This is a genomic window from Parafrankia sp. Ea1.12, from assembly GCF_900465275.1.
In the GTDB taxonomy this organism is placed as follows: Bacteria; Actinomycetota; Actinomycetes; order Frankiales; family Frankiaceae; genus Parafrankia; species Parafrankia soli.
On sequence record NZ_UBIZ01000399.1, the window covers coordinates 1 to 17,945 of the forward strand.

At 74.5% G+C, this 17,945-nt stretch carries 17 protein-coding genes; 12 read left to right on the forward strand and 5 right to left on the reverse strand.

The features are described from left to right. From FMEAI12_RS22975 to FMEAI12_RS23000, 6 genes are all read left to right on the forward strand, one after another. On the forward strand, window positions 1–745 hold a 745-nt coding region (locus FMEAI12_RS22975), incomplete at its 5' end, for an RluA family pseudouridine synthase (protein WP_112107826.1). 473 nt (window positions 746–1,218) lie between these two features. Then, window positions 1,219–2,100, forward strand: coding sequence for a hypothetical protein (locus FMEAI12_RS22980; protein WP_235014340.1), 882 nt, complete (start codon window positions 1,219–1,221; stop codon window positions 2,098–2,100). A 306-nt stretch (window positions 2,101–2,406) separates the two neighbouring features. After that, complete coding sequence (locus tag FMEAI12_RS22985) at window positions 2,407–3,051, forward strand: DUF6308 family protein (RefSeq protein WP_020462558.1); 645 nt, start codon at window positions 2,407–2,409, stop codon at window positions 3,049–3,051. A 145-nt stretch (window positions 3,052–3,196) separates the two neighbouring features. Then, window positions 3,197–4,159: an ABC transporter ATP-binding protein gene (locus FMEAI12_RS22990; RefSeq protein ID WP_020462557.1), complete on the forward strand. Its 963-nt coding sequence runs from the start codon at window positions 3,197–3,199 to the stop codon at window positions 4,157–4,159. After that, entirely contained in the window at window positions 4,156–5,124 is a 969-nt protein-coding gene (locus FMEAI12_RS22995; protein ID WP_112107800.1) for an ABC transporter permease, read from the forward strand. Before FMEAI12_RS22990 ends, FMEAI12_RS22995 begins: the two co-directional genes overlap by 4 nt. Before the next feature lie 157 nt (window positions 5,125–5,281). Continuing rightward, window positions 5,282–5,971 (forward strand): hypothetical protein, encoded by a 690-nt coding sequence (locus FMEAI12_RS23000; protein WP_200835389.1) that lies wholly within the window; start codon window positions 5,282–5,284, stop codon window positions 5,969–5,971. A gap of 44 nt (window positions 5,972–6,015) precedes the next feature. Here the strand turns inward: FMEAI12_RS23000 and FMEAI12_RS23005 are convergent, their stop codons facing one another. Further along, window positions 6,016–6,690, reverse strand: coding sequence for an LON peptidase substrate-binding domain-containing protein (locus FMEAI12_RS23005; protein WP_071063780.1), 675 nt, complete (start codon window positions 6,688–6,690; stop codon window positions 6,016–6,018). 187 nt (window positions 6,691–6,877) lie between these two features. Between FMEAI12_RS23005 and FMEAI12_RS23010 the strand changes: the two genes are divergently transcribed. Beyond that, window positions 6,878–7,246: a hypothetical protein gene (locus FMEAI12_RS23010; RefSeq protein ID WP_020462553.1), complete on the forward strand. Its 369-nt coding sequence runs from the start codon at window positions 6,878–6,880 to the stop codon at window positions 7,244–7,246. A gap of 31 nt (window positions 7,247–7,277) precedes the next feature. Here the strand turns inward: FMEAI12_RS23010 and FMEAI12_RS23015 are convergent, their stop codons facing one another. Both FMEAI12_RS23015 and FMEAI12_RS23020 read right to left on the reverse strand, forming a co-directional pair. Further along, window positions 7,278–9,554, reverse strand: a complete 2,277-nt coding sequence (locus tag FMEAI12_RS23015; RefSeq protein ID WP_112107801.1) for a hypothetical protein — start codon at window positions 9,552–9,554, stop codon at window positions 7,278–7,280. 235 nt (window positions 9,555–9,789) lie between these two features. After that, the gene (locus tag FMEAI12_RS23020) at window positions 9,790–10,011 is read right to left on the reverse strand and encodes a hypothetical protein (RefSeq protein WP_020462551.1); all 222 of its coding nucleotides are present in this window, start codon (window positions 10,009–10,011) and stop codon (window positions 9,790–9,792) included. Window positions 10,012–10,185: 174 nt separating this feature from the next. On the opposite strand from FMEAI12_RS23020, the gene FMEAI12_RS23025 reads away from it, so the two are divergent. From FMEAI12_RS23025 to FMEAI12_RS23035, 3 genes are all read left to right on the forward strand, one after another. Continuing rightward, a complete protein-coding gene (locus tag FMEAI12_RS23025) occupies window positions 10,186–11,142 on the forward strand; it encodes a Nif3-like dinuclear metal center hexameric protein (RefSeq protein ID WP_112107802.1) in 957 nt (318 codons plus the stop codon). A gap of 11 nt (window positions 11,143–11,153) precedes the next feature. Further along, complete coding sequence (locus FMEAI12_RS23030) at window positions 11,154–11,897, forward strand: zinc ribbon domain-containing protein (protein WP_112107803.1); 744 nt, start codon at window positions 11,154–11,156, stop codon at window positions 11,895–11,897. 170 nt (window positions 11,898–12,067) lie between these two features. After that, window positions 12,068–13,204 carry a bifunctional RNase H/acid phosphatase gene (locus FMEAI12_RS23035; protein ID WP_112107804.1) on the forward strand — a complete coding sequence of 379 codons (1,137 nt, stop codon included), beginning with the start codon at window positions 12,068–12,070 and terminating at the stop codon, window positions 13,202–13,204. A gap of 103 nt (window positions 13,205–13,307) precedes the next feature. Here FMEAI12_RS23035 and FMEAI12_RS23040 read toward each other — a convergent pair whose 3' ends face one another. Continuing rightward, on the reverse strand, window positions 13,308–14,300 hold the full coding sequence (locus FMEAI12_RS23040; protein WP_112107805.1) for a hypothetical protein: 993 nt from the start codon (window positions 14,298–14,300) through the stop codon (window positions 13,308–13,310). After that, window positions 14,297–14,923, reverse strand: a complete 627-nt coding sequence (locus FMEAI12_RS23045; protein WP_200835390.1) for an RNA polymerase sigma factor — start codon at window positions 14,921–14,923, stop codon at window positions 14,297–14,299. The genes FMEAI12_RS23040 and FMEAI12_RS23045 overlap by 4 nt, the downstream gene beginning before the upstream one ends. Window positions 14,924–15,350: 427 nt before the next feature. On the opposite strand from FMEAI12_RS23045, the gene FMEAI12_RS23050 reads away from it, so the two are divergent. After that, window positions 15,351–16,358 carry a hypothetical protein gene (locus FMEAI12_RS23050; RefSeq protein ID WP_235014342.1) on the forward strand — a complete coding sequence of 336 codons (1,008 nt, stop codon included), beginning with the start codon at window positions 15,351–15,353 and terminating at the stop codon, window positions 16,356–16,358. Between the two features lie 165 nt (window positions 16,359–16,523). After that, window positions 16,524–17,738 carry an ABC transporter substrate-binding protein gene (locus FMEAI12_RS23055; RefSeq protein ID WP_235014343.1) on the forward strand — a complete coding sequence of 405 codons (1,215 nt, stop codon included), beginning with the start codon at window positions 16,524–16,526 and terminating at the stop codon, window positions 17,736–17,738. Window positions 17,739–17,945: the final 207 nt, after the last annotated feature.

Sequence of the window (17,945 nt, forward strand, 5' to 3'; positions counted from 1 at the left end):
CGTAGCCCTCCCCGCCCCGCCCCGTCCGCTCACGGTGGAGCCCACCCCGGTCGCGGGCCTGCGCATCCTGCACGACGACGACGACATCGTGGTCGTCGACAAGCCGGTCGGCGTGGCGGCCCATCCGGCCCCGGGGTTCACCGGCCCGACGGTCATCGGCGCGCTCGCCGCCGCCGGCTACCGGGTCTCCACCTCGGGCTCGGCCGAGCGCCAGGGCGTGGTGCACCGCCTGGACGTCGGCACGACCGGGGCGATGGCTGTCGCGAAGAGTGAACGCGCCTACACCCTTCTCAAGCGGGCCTTCCGGGAACGCGAGGTGGAGAAGGAGTACCGGGCGGTCGTCCAGGGGCACCCGGACCCGCTGCGCGGGACGGTCGACGCCCCCATCGACCGTCATCCCCGCCGGCCCGGCCTGTTCGCCGTCGTCGCGGACGGCAAGCCCAGCGTGACCCACTACGACACCGAGGAGGCGTTCCGCGCCGCCTCGCTGCTGTCGGTGCGGCTGGAGACGGGCCGCACCCACCAGATCCGGGTGCACATGGCGGCGCTGCGGCATCCCTGCGTGGGCGACCTCTCCTACGGGGCGGATCCGACGCTGGCCCAGCGCCTCGGGCTGACCAGGCAGTGGCTGCACGCCGCCCGGCTCGCCTTCGCCCACCCGGCGGACGGCACCTGGGTCGAGTTCATCAGCCCCGATCCCGACGACCTGGCCGAGGCGGTGAAGCGGCTGCGCGACCAGACGTGAGGACGCCGGTGCCGGCGGACCCCGGCCCGCCTTCCGCACAGTCCTCGAGCGAAGGCCCCGAGGCGGTCCGCGCGCCCGAGAAACCCACGCCCGAGAAACCCACGCCCGTTGAACCCGCGGACGACGCCGCGGCGGTGACCGCCTCCGGTCTGCCGCCGGCCAGCGGCCCCTCTGCCGGCGCCCCGCCTTCCGGCGCCCCGCCCGCCGCCGACGGTCCCTCGGGGGGCACTCTCTCGGTCGACGGTCCCTCGAGAGAGGACCCCCTGCGAGAGGGCATCCTGGACGAGGACCCCCTGGGCGGCTCTCCTCCGGACGACGGTGCTGCCGCTGATCCCTCAGCCGCCGATCCCGCCGATCCCACAGCATCCACCGGGTCCACAGAATCCGCCGGGCCCGCGCCGTCCGCGGGGCCCGCTGAGCCCGCGGGTGACGTGCCCGGCGACGGCTCCCCGCCGGGCGGGTTGGGACGCTCCGTGATCCGACTGCTCGACCGGGTCGACGACGCCGCCCTGCCGCCGGTCGGCCGGGTGCTGGAGTCGGTCGCCGGCCGTCTCGCCGGCGCACGCGACCGCCCTCGGGCGCGCCTGCGCCGCGCGTGGGCGGCACGCGGGGGCCCGTACGTCGACGGCGACGGCCCCCCGCCACCGGGCCGGGCCAGCGTCATCACCGGGCGCGCCCTCGAGGCCATCGGCCGGCTGCTCGTGCTCGGGCTGGTCGTGCTGATCGTCGTCGGTGCCGTGACCACGATGCTGCGCGGCGCCGATCCCTCTGGCAGCCATGCACCCGGCCCCGGCCCCGGCCCCGGCCCCGGCAACGCTCCGGCCGGGCCCGTCGAGCCCACGGTCACCGTCGGCCCGGCCGTGGGTGAGTCGCCCGCCACGTACGCCGCCGAGGCCGCGGCGAAGCTGGACGGCCTGACCCGGGCGGCCCCGGACGCCGACCTCTACGCCGTCGTCAGCCTGGCCGGCTACCGCACGCCGGACGAGATGCTGCAGATCTTCACCGCCTACCGCACGCTCGAGGTGTTCTTCGGCGTCCCGCCGGACGGGGCGGTGATGGCCGCCACCGTCCGCGACCCGGTCGCGGACCTCACCGCCGCCTTCGACAGCGAGGCCGACGCCGCCGACACCCGCGCGCACAGCGCCACGGACCCCGCCGAGGCCGAGCACGCGCGGCAGGAGGCCACGGCGCTGCGCGCGCGGTGCGGCTGCCTGTTCGGCGCGGTCGTGCGGGCGCCGGCGGCCCGGCTGGTCGACCTCGGACACATCGAGGGGGTGCGGGTCGTCGACCCGGCCCCGCCCGGCATCTCCCCGGAGACCGTGCGCTTCCTCCCGCTGCAGCCCGACCCGCGCTGAGCGGGCGCCCGCGGTCCCGGGTGCCGTGGGCCACGGGTGCTCCCACCCCCCGAGGTGCCCACCCGGCACGTTGGGGGCGGGCACGGCCGGGCGGCGGGGCCCCCGCCACGCCGCGCGTGGGGAGCCGCCGACCGCCGCGATCGGCCCGGCACGGCGGCCGTCAGGAGGGTCGTCTTCCACCGCCCCACCGGGACAGGGCAGGATTGCACCAGGTCCATGGGACGTCCACCGGTACGGCCGGGCGGCGGGGACCTGACCGGCGGCCGTGCGACGGACGGCCCGCCTGATGACGAAGGGGGCACTCGGGTGAGGTTGGCCAGGGGCACCCGGGAGGTCTTCGACGCGGAAAGCCTGCTCGAGGAGTACCTGGGACCACGCAAACGGGGACTGCGGTACGCGTACCCCTACTACGACGGGCTCGTCACCAACGGCGACCCGGACCTGCTGTGCACGGGTGACCTGCTGTCGCCCTGTCTGCTCGGTGTGAACGTGGACCTCGACCGGATGCACACGCTGACCGCGCTGACCCCGCTGCTGCAGCGGGCGCTGGACCGGCTCCCCCCGGGGATCGAGTTGATCGAGGCGGACGAGGTGACCCTCGACCTGGTCGCGGCCCTCTACGACCCGCTGGACGACCCCGACGTCGCGGACCGGGACGTCAAGGGCTCGCTGATCGCCAAGGTGCTGCACCGCAAGCGCCCGGCGCTGGTGCCCCTGTTCGACTCGAAGGTGCGGATCTTCTACCAGCACGAGGACTGTGTCCCCCCGTCGCCGCGCGACGGCCGGTCGTGGCGGGAGTACATGCAGCTGCTCGTCCGCGCCATGCAGTACGACCTGCGGGAGAACGCCGACGAGTTCCGCCGGCTCACCGGTCTCGTGCCGCCGGGCGGCCCGGCGGTGACCCCGTTGCGCATCCTCGACATCGTCGTCTGGATGAGCAGCGCGGTCTGATCCCGTCCGGTCCGATGGCATGGCACGAGGCGGTGGGACGGGTGCTCTGGGTGTGTGACACCGCTGTCACGCGGGTGGTAGGTGTCGCCGGTGTGACGTCGGCGGCATCGGCCCGCGGCCTCCGCTCGGCGTGTCGGCTGCGAGAATGGCAGCCGTGCTGAGCTACGCCGTGCGTGGCCTCACCCGGCGGCACGGCGCCGGGGAGTGCGCCGTCCTCGCGAACGACCGGATCGACCTCGACGTCCGTCCGGCCGAGGTCTTCGGCGTGCTCGGTCCGAACGGCGCCGGCAAGACCACCCTCGTCCGCCAGCTCATGGGCCTGCTCCGCCCCGACACCGGCTCGATCACGATGTTCGGGCACGACGTCGTCAGCCGTCCCGGAACCGCCGCCCGGATGGCGGCCTACCTGGGCCAGGACGATCTCGCGCTGGCCGAGCTGCCGGTGGGCGTCGCGGTGGAGACGACCGCGCGGCTGCGTGGCCTGTCCCGGGCGGGTGCCCGCCGGGAGCGCGACGAGGTGATCGAGGAGCTCGCCCTGGGCGAGGTGGTGAACCGCCCGCTCGGCCGCCTCTCGGGCGGCCAGCGCCGACTTGCCTGCGTCGCGGCCACCCTGGTCGGCGAGCGCCCGGTGCTCGTGCTCGACGAGCCGACGACCGGCCTCGACCCGGTGGCCCGCCGTTCGGTGTGGACGGCGCTGGAGCGCCGCCGCTCCGCGCGCGGCACCACGGTCGTGCTGATCACACACAACGTGCTGGAGGCCGAGACCGTGCTGGACCGGGTGGCCGTGCTCGACGCGGGCCGGGTGATCGCCTGCGACTCGCCGGGCCGGCTCAAGGCGTCGGTCTCCGACGACGTCCGGCTGGACCTGGTCTGGCGGCACGACCCGCCGGTCGACGACCCGACCGTGGCCCGACTCGCCGCCACGGCGCGGGTGACCGGCCGCCGATGGACGACCCGGCTGGCCCATGCCGAGGCCAGGGACGCCCTCGGTCGCCTCACCACGGGGCCGGCGTTCGCCGCCCTGGACGACTTCAGTCTCGCGACTCCGTCGTTGGAGGACGTGTATCTCACTCTCGGCGGAACCTGCCGTGATCTGGAGCGGACATGACCCTGACGACTCCTCACCCCGCCACCCCCGCGGGTCCGGCCGGTCTGCCGCCCGCGACGGGTGTCGGGGTGGCCGCCGTGCCGTCTGAGGACCGCTCACCCGGTCGTGCGGGCGGGAAGACGGGCAGGAGGAAGGCCGGCAGGAAGGGCCGGGCAGCCGCCGGATCCGGCGGGGCCGCGGCCGGGGCCGCCGCCGAGGAGGCGCCCGTGCCGCTGCCCCCGCCGACCGCCTTCCCGGCGGCGGTGTCGGCCGTCTACCGGGGCCAGCTGGCCCGTGCCCGGGTGGCCCGGGTGCCGCTGCTGTTCGTCGCCGCGTTCCAGTCCCTGGGGATCATGATCCTGCTGCGGGGCATCGTCGACGTCGGCGACGACTCCGCGGCGGCCTCCGTCGTGGCCGGCTCGACGGTGCTCGTCGTGGCCTTCGTGGCGCTCAACCTGCTCGCGCAGCGGTTCGGGGCCCTGCGTGCGGCCGGGGCGCTCGACTACTACCTGACGCTGCCCATCCCCGGCGCCGCGGTGGTGCTCGGCACGGCCGCGTCGTACGCGACGTTCGCGGTGCCGGGCACGGTCGTCACCGTGGTGGTCGGCTCGCTCCTTTACGGGCTGCCGATGGGCGGCCTGTGGCTGCTGATCCCGGTGACGGTGCTCGCCGGGGCCAGCCTGGCCGGGATAGGCGCGGCGATCGGCCTGCTGGCGCCGAAGCCGGAGCTGGCCACGGTCGCCGGGCAGCTCGGCATGAGCGTGGTGCTCTTCCTCGGTGTGATCCCCGCCGACCGGCTGCCCGGCATCGGCCGGCTGGCCCGTGATCTGCTGCCCAGCAGCTACGCGGTGGACGCGCTCGCCGAGGGCTTCGCCCCGGCGGTGGACTGGGCGCATGTGACGGTCGATCTCGCGGTCTGCGCGGCGGTCGCGGCGGTGACGCTCGTCGTCGCCGTGCGGTCGCTGCGGCACGCCGGCCGGTCCTGAGCGGGCATCCGGGCATCGCGGCCGCTTCGGTGGCGCGGCGCGGCCGTGGAGAAGGCGGGTACGGTCGACCCCCGGGCTCGGTGCCGACGGCGGTCGACTCACCCCCCGGGGATCCGGGTCGGTGGACCGGTACGGCAGGCGAGGAGACGGACGGGTCGTGGCAGAGTGGCCGGGCGACAGCCGGGGCGCGCGGGCGTGCTCCCGTCCCGAGGCGGAGCCCGAGACCGGCGGCATCGCCGAACCCCGCGGTATGACCGAAGCCGGGGAGCCGGCCGCGTATCCGGTGGTGGAGCCGGCCGCGTACCCGGCGGTGGAGCCGCCCGCGGAGCCGGCGGTGGCGGAGCCGATCACCGGCCGGGTGGGGCTGCTCGCCGGGCTCGTGTGCGCACTCGCGATGCTGCTGGTCGGCCCGCTGCTGGGCCTGCTCTGGTCGGTCAGCGCACCCCGGCTCGACGTCCAGGCGGTGCTCTCCGGCGCGATGTCGGTGTTCGGGGTGCAGAGTACGATCGACGCCTACTTCGCCATGATCTGTGCGGTCGCGGGGCTCGTGGGCGGGCTGGTCGCCTACCTGCGCGCGGCGGACGCGGGCTGGCCGGTGCCGATCGGCCTCGCCGCCGGCGGGATCGGCGGCTCGCTGCTCGCCGGCTGGGTCGGGCACCTGCGCCGCTCGGGCCAGGTGCTGGACGCGCTGCCGCCCAACGCCACCCCGCTGCTGCGCGACCTGGTCGACTTCCAGGTGCGGGCCACCGGGCTCTACCTCGTCCTGCCTGGTGTCGCGCTGCTCGTGCTGTCGGTGGCGCTGTGGGCGGGCGGCACCGCGCCCGGATGGCCCCGGCGGCGGCGCTGACCGTGCGCCTTCAGTGACCGTGCGCCTTCAGCGAGCGTGCGTGGTCAGTTGGAGCTCGGCTTGATGCGACTCAGCTCGTTCGAGCCCACGGTGGTGATCCGTTCCAGCAGGCCCAGCTCGCGGCGCAGCAGCGCCCGCTCGGCCCGGAGCCTGGTCGCGGCGTCGGGCGCGGCCAGCAGCCCCTGCCGCTCGGTGATGTCGGTAACCACGGCGGCAGCCACCAGGTAGGACAGCGCGGTCGGGTCCGTCGGCAGGTCGGGCAGCTTGATCTCGACGGTGCCGCTCGCGGCGAGCCGCTCGGTGTACTCGCGCAGCAGCCGGGCCACCACCGCGGTGTTGGTGGTCGCGTCGGCCTCGTCACCGACCGGGTCCGTCATGAAGTCGACGTCCCCGACGAGGTAGGGGCGGTCACCCTCGTCGACGGAGCGCACGCGGAAGCGCGGGCCGCCGACGGTCACGATGGAGAAGCGCCCGTCCGGGTGCGCCTCGACGCGGCGCAGCAGCGCCGCGCAGCCGACCTCGTGGATCATGGGGACGGCCGGGCCGACCTCCCGGCCTCGGCGGATGGCGACGACCCCGAACTGGCGGGTCTCGGTGTCGGGGATCTCGAGCAGCTCGCGGATCAGTACGCGGTAGCGTTCCTCGAAGATCTCCAGCGGCATCAGCAGACCTGGAAGTAGGACGGTGCCGAGTGGAAACAGTGGCAGGCGCTCACCCATCCGTCTCCCTCACCCCCTTCGCCGGAGCGTCACCGACCCGTTGCGCGGGCCCGTATGCTCCCAGCCTGTCCTGTACCGGCCGCCGCGTCCATCCGCGTTGGTGGTGGCGGCTGTCATGACGGGGGTGGTGGCGATCACGGCGGGGGAGCGGTTGCGCGGGCGCGAGCCCGCAGGACGGAGGACGCGGGTGCCTGATCAGAACCGCGACGGTACGTGGGGGACCGAGCGCGAGCTGCTCCTCGTGCTGGGGCCCGATCCCGAGGCGGCCCGGGCCGTGCTCGACCTGGTCGCCGGCTGGGGTCAGGTGACGTCCCGGCTGCCACCGCGGCTCGCGCTCGTCGTGCTGCCCGCGGACCGGATCGGTGCGACCGGTGAGCTCGCCGGGGTCGTCGCCGTGCTCGAGGCGGACGTCCCGCCGGCGCTGCGCGAGACGCTCGCCCCCGAGGAGGGGCTGTTCGTCGACGGCTGGCTCGCCCGCGGCCGGAGCAAGCCGACCCGCCCGGGGGAGGGCCGGCGGTGGGACGATCCCGCCGCCCCGGGCGAGCCGCCCCGCTGACCGGAGTCGGACGGCCCGCCCCGCCGGTGGGTCAGAAGACGCGGCGCGGCGCCGACCACACGGCCGCGGCGCCCGAGCGGTACAGCAGGTACAGCCGGTTCGCGACCCGGGCCAGCACCTCGAGGTTCCCGTCGTAGTTGCTCTGGATCATCGAGACGGCGTCCACATGCCCGAGTTCCGCCGCGAACGGGCGGGGGCCGCTCCACACCGGGTCGGCGCGGTTGTTGTCGCGGAAGAAGTGGATCAGCCCGGTTCCGGCGGACGGCACCACGACCTCGAAGTTGCGCGCCCCCGGGAACACGCTCTGAATCAGCGCGGGGTTGCCGGACACCCCCTCGGCGAAGATCCCGCCGGTGCGCCAGACGGCTGCCTGGTCGCGCGTCAGGTGCACCAGTCGGGTGCCGACCAGGGCGACGGCCTCCAGCATCCCGGCCCCGCCGCCCAGCGTCCCGTGGATCAGGCTGACCGCGTCGACCCGTCCCAGGTCGGCCGCGAACAGCTTCGGCGCGCTCCACGGGTAGCCGTAGACGTCGTGGTTGCGCCACATGTGCATGATGCCGACATCGGCGGCCGGGGCCAGCAGCTCGAAGTTGCCCCTGCCGCCCAGCCGGCTCTGCACCAGCGACGGGACGCCGCCGACGCCCTGGGCGAGCTGGACGGGCGCGCGCCACTGGAACGCCCCGGTGCTGTCCCGCCACAGGAAGAACAGCCGCGAGCCCACGCGGACGGCCACCTCCAGCGGGCCCGGGTTCGCCAGGGTGCTCTGCACCATCGTCACCGCGTCGACGCGGCCGAGGGCCTGCGCGGTCTGCCATGGGTCCCGCCACGGTGCGCCGGCGGCGTCGTTGTCCCGCCAGACGTGGGTGAGGCCGGCGTAGGCCGACGGCGCGACGACGTCGAAGTTGCCCCGCACGCCCAGGCCCTTCGCCTGGAGGAGCACCGGGTTGCCGCTCACGCCGTGGCCCCAGCCGAGGTGCGCGGGCGTGTACCGGCACAGGGCGAACGTGTTGGCGCGCATCAGGCAGTCGACCGGCGCCGGCGCGCAGGAGTCGCAGTTGCCGTTGGGCACCCCGTACCGACCCCAGCTCCCGCCGCAGTCGCAGCCGGCGCCGCCGTACTCGTCCGGCGCCCCGAAGATGTGGCCGGTCTCGTGCGCGAACACGCGGTCGATGTTGTCCGGGCCCCAGCCGTCGGCGTCGGCGGCGAGCACCATCCGCGGGCCGCCGATCGACGCGTAGGCGAAGTGTCCGAGCGGGTACTTCGTGACGAACGCGCAGTAGGCCCACCGGGTGCGCAGCCGGGCGCGCAGCGCCTCGACGTAGTCGTAGACACCGTCGAAGTTCGCCGCGTAGCCGAGCCGGCTCATCGTGGGGTCGCGCCAGAGGGCCTCGAGGTCGTTCGCGGACGGGTTGGCGGGGGTGGGCAGCCGGACGATCTGGATGTCGTAGCTGAACGTCAGCTCGGCCGCCGGGTTCTGCGTCGCGTACCAGGACAGGCCGTTCTGCACCTCGGCCACGATCTTCGTGCGTTCCGCGGCGGAGAGCTGCAGGGCCGGCGTCGGCCCCTCGACGAGGATGAGCCCGACCGCGACGGAGCCCTCCAGGTAACTGCTGAGCGCTCCGGCGGACGGCGCTCCGGCCGTGCCCGTCCCGGCCGCGCCCGAGGGCGACCCGGTCGCCTCCGGTCCCGAGGCGTCCGATCCGAGCCCGTTGAGCAGCGAGCGCACGGTGGGTGCGAGCGGGGTGGCGCCTGGGCCCGCCGAGCCGCGCGGCGGGGCGATGTCGGTGCACGGCCGGTTCATGTCCCAGGGCGCGGCGTCGCGCGGCCGCGAGCGCTTGCGCCGGCGGTAGTCGTCCCCCGCGCGCAGGCGGAACGCCTCGACCCCGAGCGCCTCGGTTCGGTCCAGCCCGCCGGGCAGGCTCAGCGTCGACACGACGGTCCCGTCCACCGGGGTGGTGCCGGCGGAGACCCCGCGAGCGGTGGCCACGGCCGCGGTCGCCAGCGGCCGGCCCACCACCCGGACGCGGCCGTAGCGGTGGATGGCGCGCTCGCGGTGGCGGGGGTCCTCGGTCACGTCCTGGGCACCGGGGTCACCCGGGCCGCTCGGGCCGGAGATCTCGGACGGGCCGGCGTCACCGGTTCCGCCGGAGCCACCGACGTCGCCGGCGGAACCATCCGGGAGCTCACCCTCGGCGCCACCGGCGGCGTTTCGCGACAGACCGATCAGGCCGCGCCGCGCGTCGGCCTCGGGGCCGGGGTCATCCAGCGTGATGAGGATCCGCTCGTCGGCCGGCACGTCCCCCGCCATAGCTAATCGGGTGTCCTTTCGTAGAGAATGCTCTGCGGAGTTGTATCGCGTTGCGTCGACGTTGTTGTCGGATTCCTGGTGATGGCAGTGACTACCCGCGGCGCGAGCACGCGCGCTCGCGCCGTTGTCAGCTCTGTGTGCCGCCGAAGGCAACCGGATGTGTGCCGCCGGGGGCCGTCGGGTGTCCCGCCGAGGACGCCCGCGTGCCGCCGAGGGCGTCTGGGCGCGGGGCGCTCTACTGGGGCAGTCGCTGCCCGGGGTTGAACGCCGGCGGCGCCGGCGCCGCCGGGGGGCCCTGCTGCCAGGATGTGCCGACGGCGAGCCGCTCCGGCGCCGCCATGGCGTCGGCGACCTTGCCCATCAGCGCCTCCACCAGCCGTACGGCCTGCGGGGTCGCCAGGTTCAGGACGATCTCCGAATCCCCGGCGATCTGGAACCGTACCGACACGTCAGCCATTACTCGAGCTCCTTCTCCACGGCGTGGTAACCCCGTGCGGACGTCCTACGCCAGGGGTGACGTTACGGGTCATGCCGGGATGAAGTGACGGCACCCGGTCCGGAACCAGCGCGATGGCCACCGGTCGACCCGGCCGGCTGACCGTCTGCTGACCATCCGAGTAGGGTCGCGGGGATGACCTCCGTTGGTGCGACGGTCCGTGACTGCGTCTCCGTTCTCGAAGCATGCTTCCCGCCGGCCTGGGCGGAGTCGTGGGACGCGGTGGGCCTCTCGGTCGGTGACCTGGACGCCCCCGTGACCGACGTCCTGTTCGCGGTCGATCCGACGCCCGCCGTCGCCGCCGAGGCGGCGAGTGGCTCCCAGCTGCTGGTCACGCACCATCCCCTGTTCCTGCGCGGCGCGCACACGGTCGCCGAGACGACCGTCGGCGGGCGCGTGGTGGCGACCCTGGTCCGGGCCGGTGTCGCGCTGTTCACCGCGCACACCAACGCCGACGTGGCCGACCCGGGCGTCAGCGACGCGCTCGCCGCCGCGCTCGGCCTGCGCGAGGTCCACCCGCTGGCAACGGGATCGACCGGCGCGGGGGCCCGCGCCGACGCGCGGGCCCGCGGGCGGACCGACGCCGGCACCGAGTGCCGCGGCCTGGGCCGGGTCGGCGTCCTGCCGGCCCCCGAACCGCTCGGCGCCTTCTGCGAGCGGGTGGCGCGGGCCCTGCCGGCGACCGCCGGCGGCGTGCGGGCGACCGGTCCGGCGGACCGGCGGGTCCACCGGGTGGCCGTGTGCGGGGGAGCGGGCGGCGAGCTCGTCGGCGCCGCCGCGGCGGCCGGGGCGGACGTCCTGGTGACCGCGGACGGCCGGCACCATCACACCCTCGACGCGGTCGGCGCCCACCCGCTCGACGTCGTCGACGTGGCGCACTGGGCCAGCGAGTGGCCCTGGCTCGCCGGCGCCGCCGACCGGCTGCGCGCCGGCCTCGCGGCCCGGGGACGTACGGTGAGTACCTCGGTGTCCACACTCGTCACCGATCCCTGGCAGCTGCATGTGAGCGCCGCGCCCACGTGGCGCGAGCCCGCCACCGGCCTGCCAGTCCCATCCCATGCGCCCGGCGCACGCCGGGAAGAAAGGCTCTAGGCGAGGAGTCCATGAAGGCCGATCCCGCAACCCAGCTTCGCCTCCTCGACCTCCAGGCGCTGGACACCGCGCTCGACCGGCTCGCCGTGCGCCGCCGCGGCCTGCCTGAGCTCGCCACCATCGCCGAGCGTTCCGAGGCCCTCGACCGGCTCGACTCGGACATCGTCCGGGTACGGACGGAAATCGCCGACATCGGCCGTGCCCAGCAGAAGCTCGAGAACGAGATCGAGCTCGTCCGCGGTCGCGCCGACCGCGACCGCGCCCGGCTCGAGTCCGGTCAGGTCGCCAACCCGCGCGAGCTGGAGAACCTGCAGGCCGAGCTCGCCTCGCTGGCCCGCCGGCAGGGCGTCCTCGAGGACGAGGCCCTCGAGCGCATGGAGGCCGTCGACGCGCTGGAGAGCCGGCTGGCCGGCCTGGTCGCCGAGCAGGAGCGGGTCGCCGCCGAGCGCCGGGCCGCCGAGGAGCGACGTGACGAGCAGTTCGGCGAGATCGACACCGAGGCGGCGAAGCGCCGCGCCGAGCGCGACGCCCTCGCGCCGGCCCTGCCCGAGCCGCTGGTCGTCCTGTACGAGCGGGTTCGCAGCTCCTCCGCCGGGGTGGGCGCCGCCGTGCTGGTCCGCCGCCGTTGCCAGGGATGCCACCTGGAGCTCTCCGGCGGGGACCTGCGCGCCGTGGCCGCCGCCCCGGCCGACGAGGTCGTGCGGTGCGAGGAGTGTCGACGCATCCTGGTCAGGACGGCCGAGTCCGGGCTGTGACCACCCGCTGACGTCACGCGTCCGGCCGCCCGCTGTCCACATCGCCGAGCGGCCGGTAAAGTCTTCTATCCCCCCCGAGGGGTGACTCCCCTCCGAGGGGTGGACGAGCCCCTCGCGGGAGCCGGCCGAGCAGACTCGCGGGAGCCGGACGAGCAGAGGGGAGTGGCGGCATGAGCGCTGGGCGCAGACTGGTCGTCGAGGCCGACGGAGGATCCCGCGGCAATCCCGGGCCCGCCGGGTACGGCGCCCTCGTCCGGGACGCCGGCACCGGCCAGGTGCTGGCCGAGCGGGCCGCCTCGATCGGCACGGCCACCAACAACGTCGCCGAGTACGAGGGCCTGCTCGCCGGCCTGCGGGCCGCCGCGGAGCTCGACCCGGGCGCCGACATCGAGGTCCGGATGGACTCCAAGCTCGTCGTCGAGCAGATGAGCGGCCGTTGGAAGATCAAGCACCCGTCGATGCGCCCGCTGGCGGCCCAGGCCGCCGAGATCGCCGCTGGGCTCGGGCGGGTCCGGTTCGTCTGGGTGCCCCGGGCCCGCAACGGCGACGCCGACCGGCTGGCGAACGAGGCGATGGACGCCGCCGCCGCCGGCCGGTCCTGGGAACCCTCCGTCCCGCAGTCGCCGGACCCGCTGCCGCACCAGGCGCCCACCACGCACCGGCTCTCCGGCTGGATGGCCCCGCCCGCTCCGCCGATCACCATGGTCCTGCTCCGCCACGGCCAGACGCCGCTGTCGGTGGAGAAGCGGTTCAGCGGAACCGTGGAGGCCTCACTCACCGACCTCGGGCTGGAGCAGGCCGCCGCCGCCGCGGACCGGCTGCGCGGCGAGCCGTTCGACGCCGTGATCAGCTCGCCGCTCAAGCGCGCCCGCCAGACCGCGGACGCGCTGGGCCGCGACTACCTGATCGACGAGGACCTGCGGGAGACCGACTTCGGCGCGTGGGAGGGGATGACGTTCGCCGAGGTCCGCGAGCGCTTCCCGGACGAGCTGAACGCCTGGCTCGCCGATCCCTCAGTGCCGCCGCCGGGCGGGGAGAGCCTGCTGAGCACGGTCGCCCGTGTCGCGGCGGCCCGCGACCGGATCATGGCCCGGTATCCCGCCGGGCGCGTCCTCGTGGTCTCGCACGTGACCCCGATCAAGGGGCTCACCCAGCTCGCGCTCGCCGCCGAGCCGACCGTGCTCTACCGGCTGCACCTGGACCTGGTGTCGATCACCACCATCGACTGGTACTCCGACGGACCCGCGGTGCTGCGGGGCTTCAACGACACCCACCACGTCGCCCATCTGGTCATTCCCGGCGAGTAGGGCCGCCGGGCGGTTCCGGTTCGTAGGCGCGTCGGGTCATCTTGGCGAGTCGACCCGCCAGGGTGGTCCCGGTACGCAGCCCGGCTGGCCGCGGCGCGGGTGCTCAGTGCTCGGTGCCGCCGGGTGCGCCACCCGGGGCACCGCTGGGAGCGACCCCGGTGCCGAGCCCGGGCTGCGCCCCCGCCCCGCCGGCGCGGACCGGGGTGCACGGCGCGACCTGGCCTTCGACGACGGCCGAGGAGATCGTGCCCGGGCGGCTCGGGTCCGCCTCGTCGTAGCTGCCGACGATCACCAGTGACTGGCCGGGCTTGAGCGCACCCCGGGTGACCTCGAACGCGGTCGACTCCTCCGGCCCGGCGTCGACGGTCAGGACGGCGGGCTCTTCTCCGGCTTCGGCCGGAGCCCCCGCCTGGGTCTGCCCGCTCGGGTCCTGTCCGTTCCGGTCCCGCGCGCCGGATCCGTTCGGGTAGCCGCCGACCGCTCCCCGCTCGGCGGCGCCGGTCCCGGCCGGATCGGCGCCCTCGGCCACCGTGCCGGGCGCGGAATCCGGGGGTTGGCCGCCGTTCGAGACGCCACCCTCCGCCGGCGGCGTGACGTCACTGCCCGCCGGGGGTGCACCGCCGCCACGCAGCTGCTGGCAGGTCTGGCCGATCGGGACGAAGTCGACGACCGCGTTGATCCCGGCCGCCCGCAGGTCGGCCTCCAGCTGCTTGGCCTGGCGGAACTCGTTGATCTGGACCTTCACCGTCCCGTCCGGCTCCTCGCTCAGCGCGTAGGCGGGGGATGCCGATCCCGGCAGCACCAGCGCGGCGGTCAGCGACACGGCGGCCGCGGCCGCCCCGACCACACCGAGACGCAGCACCCGGCGCCGGCGTCGCGGCGGCGTTCCCGGGCCGTCGACCCGCTCCAGGAGGTCCCGGCGCGACGGACGCGCGCCGTCCGCTCCCATTACCGCGTTCGATTCAGCGTGCGTGGGCGCGTTCGCGGTCCCGGCCGCAGCGGCGAACAGCCGCGTGCGGACCCGGGCCCGGCCTTCCGCCGAAAGCGGCGGCACGTCTGCGCCGAGCCGCGTCAGCAGGTCGAGGTCGTCGGTCATGATGGCTCACTCTCCAGAAAAGGACGGAAGTCGGAGCGGGTCGGGGCCGACCTGGCGGCCAGCGGATCGGCGGCCAGCGTGGCGCGCAGCCGGTTGCGGGCCCGGTGGATGCGCGACCGGACGGTGCCGACGGGCACGGCGAGGGCGGTCGCGATCTCCTCGTACCGCAGGTCTCCCCAGGCCAGGAGCAGCAGCGCGTCCCGCTCGCCGTCGGGGAGCTCGGCGAGCGCGCGGACCAGGGACTGGACGGTGGCGTTCGCGTCGACGCGGTCCGCGACCCGGTCCGCCGCCGCGGGCTCTGGCCGGTCGGGCAGTGCCCGCTCCAACACCCGCCAGCGCCGGGCCTCGGCCCGCCGGTGGCCCTGCAAGATCCTGGTCGCGATGCCCAGCAGCCAGGGCAGCGCGCCGTCCGGCCCGCGCGCCGGGTCGAACCGGGAACGCTGCTCGAAGGCGGCGACGAAGGTGTCGGAGACCAGGTCCTCGGCGAGGTCCGGCCCGGCCCGCCGGGCCAGGTACCGGTGCACCCGGTCACCGTGGCGCTCGAAGAGGTCGGCGAAGACCTCGGGCTCACGCAGGACCGCACGAGCAGGTCGGCGTCGGTCGGGATCACCGTCATGCCTCACCAGCTCGGTCGTCGCTGATGCCGGAATTCGCCGCCGGGTTTCCGGGTGGGTGTCTGTTCACATTACGTATTGGTCCGCCGCGCCGATCCGGTTCCCGCGAACGTCCACGACCGGGACCGAACGGCCTGCCGGGACCGAACGTTCCGGGCCGGGACCAGCAGAGACGGAGCGGTCGGACACGTGTGCGTACGGCCGCGAGGCCGATCTGTGTCCTTGCGTGGTACCTGAGGGTGACGGAATGCCTCCGGGCTCGCAGGATTCGGGACATGCGCCAAGCACGGGGGCCTTGGACCGTCACACCTCGGACAGCACCACCTCGGATGACACCGTCCCGGATCACGCCACTTCGGACACATCAGACGCCCGCCACCGTGCCACTCGGTGGATCCGGCGGAGCCGGTGGAGGAAACAGCGGAGGACGCAATCGATGGACGCCACCTCGCGGCGTCGACTCATCGCGGTCGGCGTCCTGTTCCCGCTGGACCTCCTCGTCCCGCGAGGCGGCGGCATGAGCCCGTCCAGCGATGTGCTCGACCACCTCGACGACAGGGTCGCCCAGCTCACCGCGGGTTACGAGCGGGCCCCGATCGGGGCGACCGCCGTCCACCTGCGCCGTCACCTCCCCGTCGTCCGCTCGCTGCTGCAGCGTGACGTCGTTCCGCAGGCGACGCGGCTGCGGCTGCACCGGGCCGCCGGCCGGCTCGTCGCCCTCTGGGCAGCCACCCGGCACGACCTCGGCGACCTGCCCGGTGCCGTCCTCGCCTTCGAGGAGGCATTCGTGCACGCGGCCGAGGCCCGCGACGAGGAGCTGATGTGCTGGGTGCGGCTGTGGCAGTCGTCGCTGGCGCGCAAGGCCGGCCGGCCGGCGGACGCGGTCGCGCTCGCGGCGTCGGGAGCTGCCCTGGTCGGCCGCGGGAGCCCGGCCGCGGCCCGCGCCGCCGCCATCGAGGCTCGAGCGCACGGCACTCTCGGTGACCGGTGGGCGGTGCACGAGGCGGTCGGCCGGGCCTGGAGCATCGCGGGAACACTGAGCGCCGAACAGCTCGGCCGCCCCGGGTTCTCGATCGACACGCTGCACGTGCTGACGCTGTCGGAGCTGTCGGCGGCCGCGTACGTCGAGCTCGGTATGCCGGGCGCGGCGAGCGTCTACACCGACGCGGCGATCCACCACCTGGACGCCGTAGGCGCCACCGGGCTCCGCTCGATGACCCGGATCGCCGCGGCCACCGCAGCGGCCAAGCGGCGGGACCTCGACCACGCCGTCGAGCTGGTCGACGAGGCGCTGTACATCTCCCGCCACCGCCCGAGCATCGTCATCGGCGGGCGCGCCGAGCGGTTCGTCGGCGAGGCCCGCGGCTACCTCGGATGGCACTCCCTCCTCGACGACCTCGACGAACGTCTCCGGACCTGGCGGCCGCCCCGCCTTACTACCTGACCCTGCGTTCTGTACTCACAGCCTTCCTTTGCGTGTTCCGGCTATGCCTCCTTGCCGGTTGAATTGGATCGATAATTTAGACGGAGTACAATTTCTGAGGAATGGACGGCGTGGCTCGCCGCGCCGTAGAACGTCATCCCCAGTTTGTCTTCCGTGGAGGAAAGCGTGGGTTTAGGTCGCGTCAGGACGCTGTCGGGGCTCACGGCTGTGGTCGTTGCCACCGGGTTGACGAGCTGCTCCCCGGGTTCGAGCGCCGGGAGCCCACGAGCCGCCTGCACCAGCCCCGGGGTGACGTCCGACCAGGTGAAGCTCGGTCTGGTGTACTCCGAGTCGGGCATGGGAAGCACCGCGATCGCCTCGGCCCGGTCCGGAGTGGACGCCAGAATCGGCCTGGTCAATGCTGAGGGCGGGATACACGGCCGCAAGGTTGTCTACGAGTGGCGTGACGATACGAACACGCTCGCCCAGAGCGCCACCGTCACCGAGGAACTTCTCCGGGACGAAGGGGTCTTCGGTCTCGTGACGGTCACCACCGCTCTCGGTAGCTCATTGGAAAGCCTCGCGGCGCAAAAGGTTCCCGTCGTCGGCTTCGGTCTGCAGTCCTGGGCCGAATACCCGAACCTGTTCTCCGACATGTACGAGGCTTCCCCTGAGACCGTCGGCCGCTACGTCCGGGCCAACGGCGGCGGCAGCAGGGTCGGCATCCTGACCACGGGAACTCCGGCGTCCACGGTGGATGCCGTCACGTGGTACAGGACCGCGTTCCAGTCGATCGGGCTGACCTCGACCGATGCCATCTCCTACGCCCGCGGCAGCGACAGCCCTGCCAGGGTGGTTCGGGAGCTGGCCACTGCCGGCGCCGACGCGCTGATCGGTTTCACGACCCCTGAGGACATGGCCGACGTCGTGCAGGCCGCCCGCGCGGCGAACCTGCGACTCGCCACCACCGTCTCGTTCACCGGCTACGACAGCGCGGTGCTACCCGTGCTGGGACAGGAGCTCGCGGGTGTCTCCTTCCCGGTGTACTCCCGTCCTTTCGAGGTCGGCGGCGCCGCCATCGACCGCCACCGCGCGGCGATGACCCGCTACGCACCCGAAACCGTCGAGCCCGACCAGCAGTTCGCCCTGCATGCGTACGTCTACAGCGACATGTTCCTGCGTGGGCTCGACCTGGCCGGCGACTGCCCCACCCGCGAGGGCTTCATCGGCGCGCTGCGGAAGGTCACCGGCTACGACGCGGGCGGCCTGATCGAACCCGTCAACCTGACCACCAACAGCACGCAGCCGCTCAACTGCTATGCCTTCGTCCAGATCAATCCCACCGGGACCGCGTTCCAGGTCACCCGCCCCCGCCTCTGCGCCGACGGCATCGCCGGCTGACCGCCTGGGGTCCGCGTCGGCCGGCCTGAGGACAGGGGCGTCACGATCGCTGGCGCCAGGGGTGGCGTCGGCCCGAACCGCAGGCCGCGGGAGCCAGCCCGACGTCTGCCACCGGCCACGCCGGCGCCGCGGGAGCAGATCCGCTCCTGCGCCGTGGGTCGGGTGACGACCCGCCAGACGATCGGCGCCAGGACCGCGCGCAGTGCG

Excerpts from the sequence above, each read along its gene's own strand:
- FMEAI12_RS22990 (WP_020462557.1), top strand. The coding sequence starts at position 3,197 with ATGGCAGCCGTGCTGAGCTACGCCGTGCGTGGCCTCACCCGGCGGCAC.
- FMEAI12_RS23025 (WP_112107802.1), top strand. The coding sequence starts at position 10,186 with ATGACCTCCGTTGGTGCGACGGTCCGTGACTGCGTCTCCGTTCTCGAA.
- FMEAI12_RS23015 (WP_112107801.1), bottom strand. The coding sequence starts at position 9,554 with ATGGCGGGGGACGTGCCGGCCGACGAGCGGATCCTCATCACGCTGGAT.
- FMEAI12_RS23030 (WP_112107803.1), top strand. The coding sequence starts at position 11,154 with ATGAAGGCCGATCCCGCAACCCAGCTTCGCCTCCTCGACCTCCAGGCG.
- FMEAI12_RS23005 (WP_071063780.1), bottom strand. The coding sequence starts at position 6,690 with ATGGGTGAGCGCCTGCCACTGTTTCCACTCGGCACCGTCCTACTTCCA.
- FMEAI12_RS23020 (WP_020462551.1), bottom strand. The coding sequence starts at position 10,011 with ATGGCTGACGTGTCGGTACGGTTCCAGATCGCCGGGGATTCGGAGATC.
- FMEAI12_RS23035 (WP_112107804.1), top strand. The coding sequence starts at position 12,068 with ATGAGCGCTGGGCGCAGACTGGTCGTCGAGGCCGACGGAGGATCCCGC.
- FMEAI12_RS22995 (WP_112107800.1), top strand. The coding sequence starts at position 4,156 with ATGACCCTGACGACTCCTCACCCCGCCACCCCCGCGGGTCCGGCCGGT.
- FMEAI12_RS23050 (WP_235014342.1), top strand. The coding sequence starts at position 15,351 with ATGGACGCCACCTCGCGGCGTCGACTCATCGCGGTCGGCGTCCTGTTC.
- FMEAI12_RS23040 (WP_112107805.1), bottom strand. The coding sequence starts at position 14,300 with ATGACCGACGACCTCGACCTGCTGACGCGGCTCGGCGCAGACGTGCCG.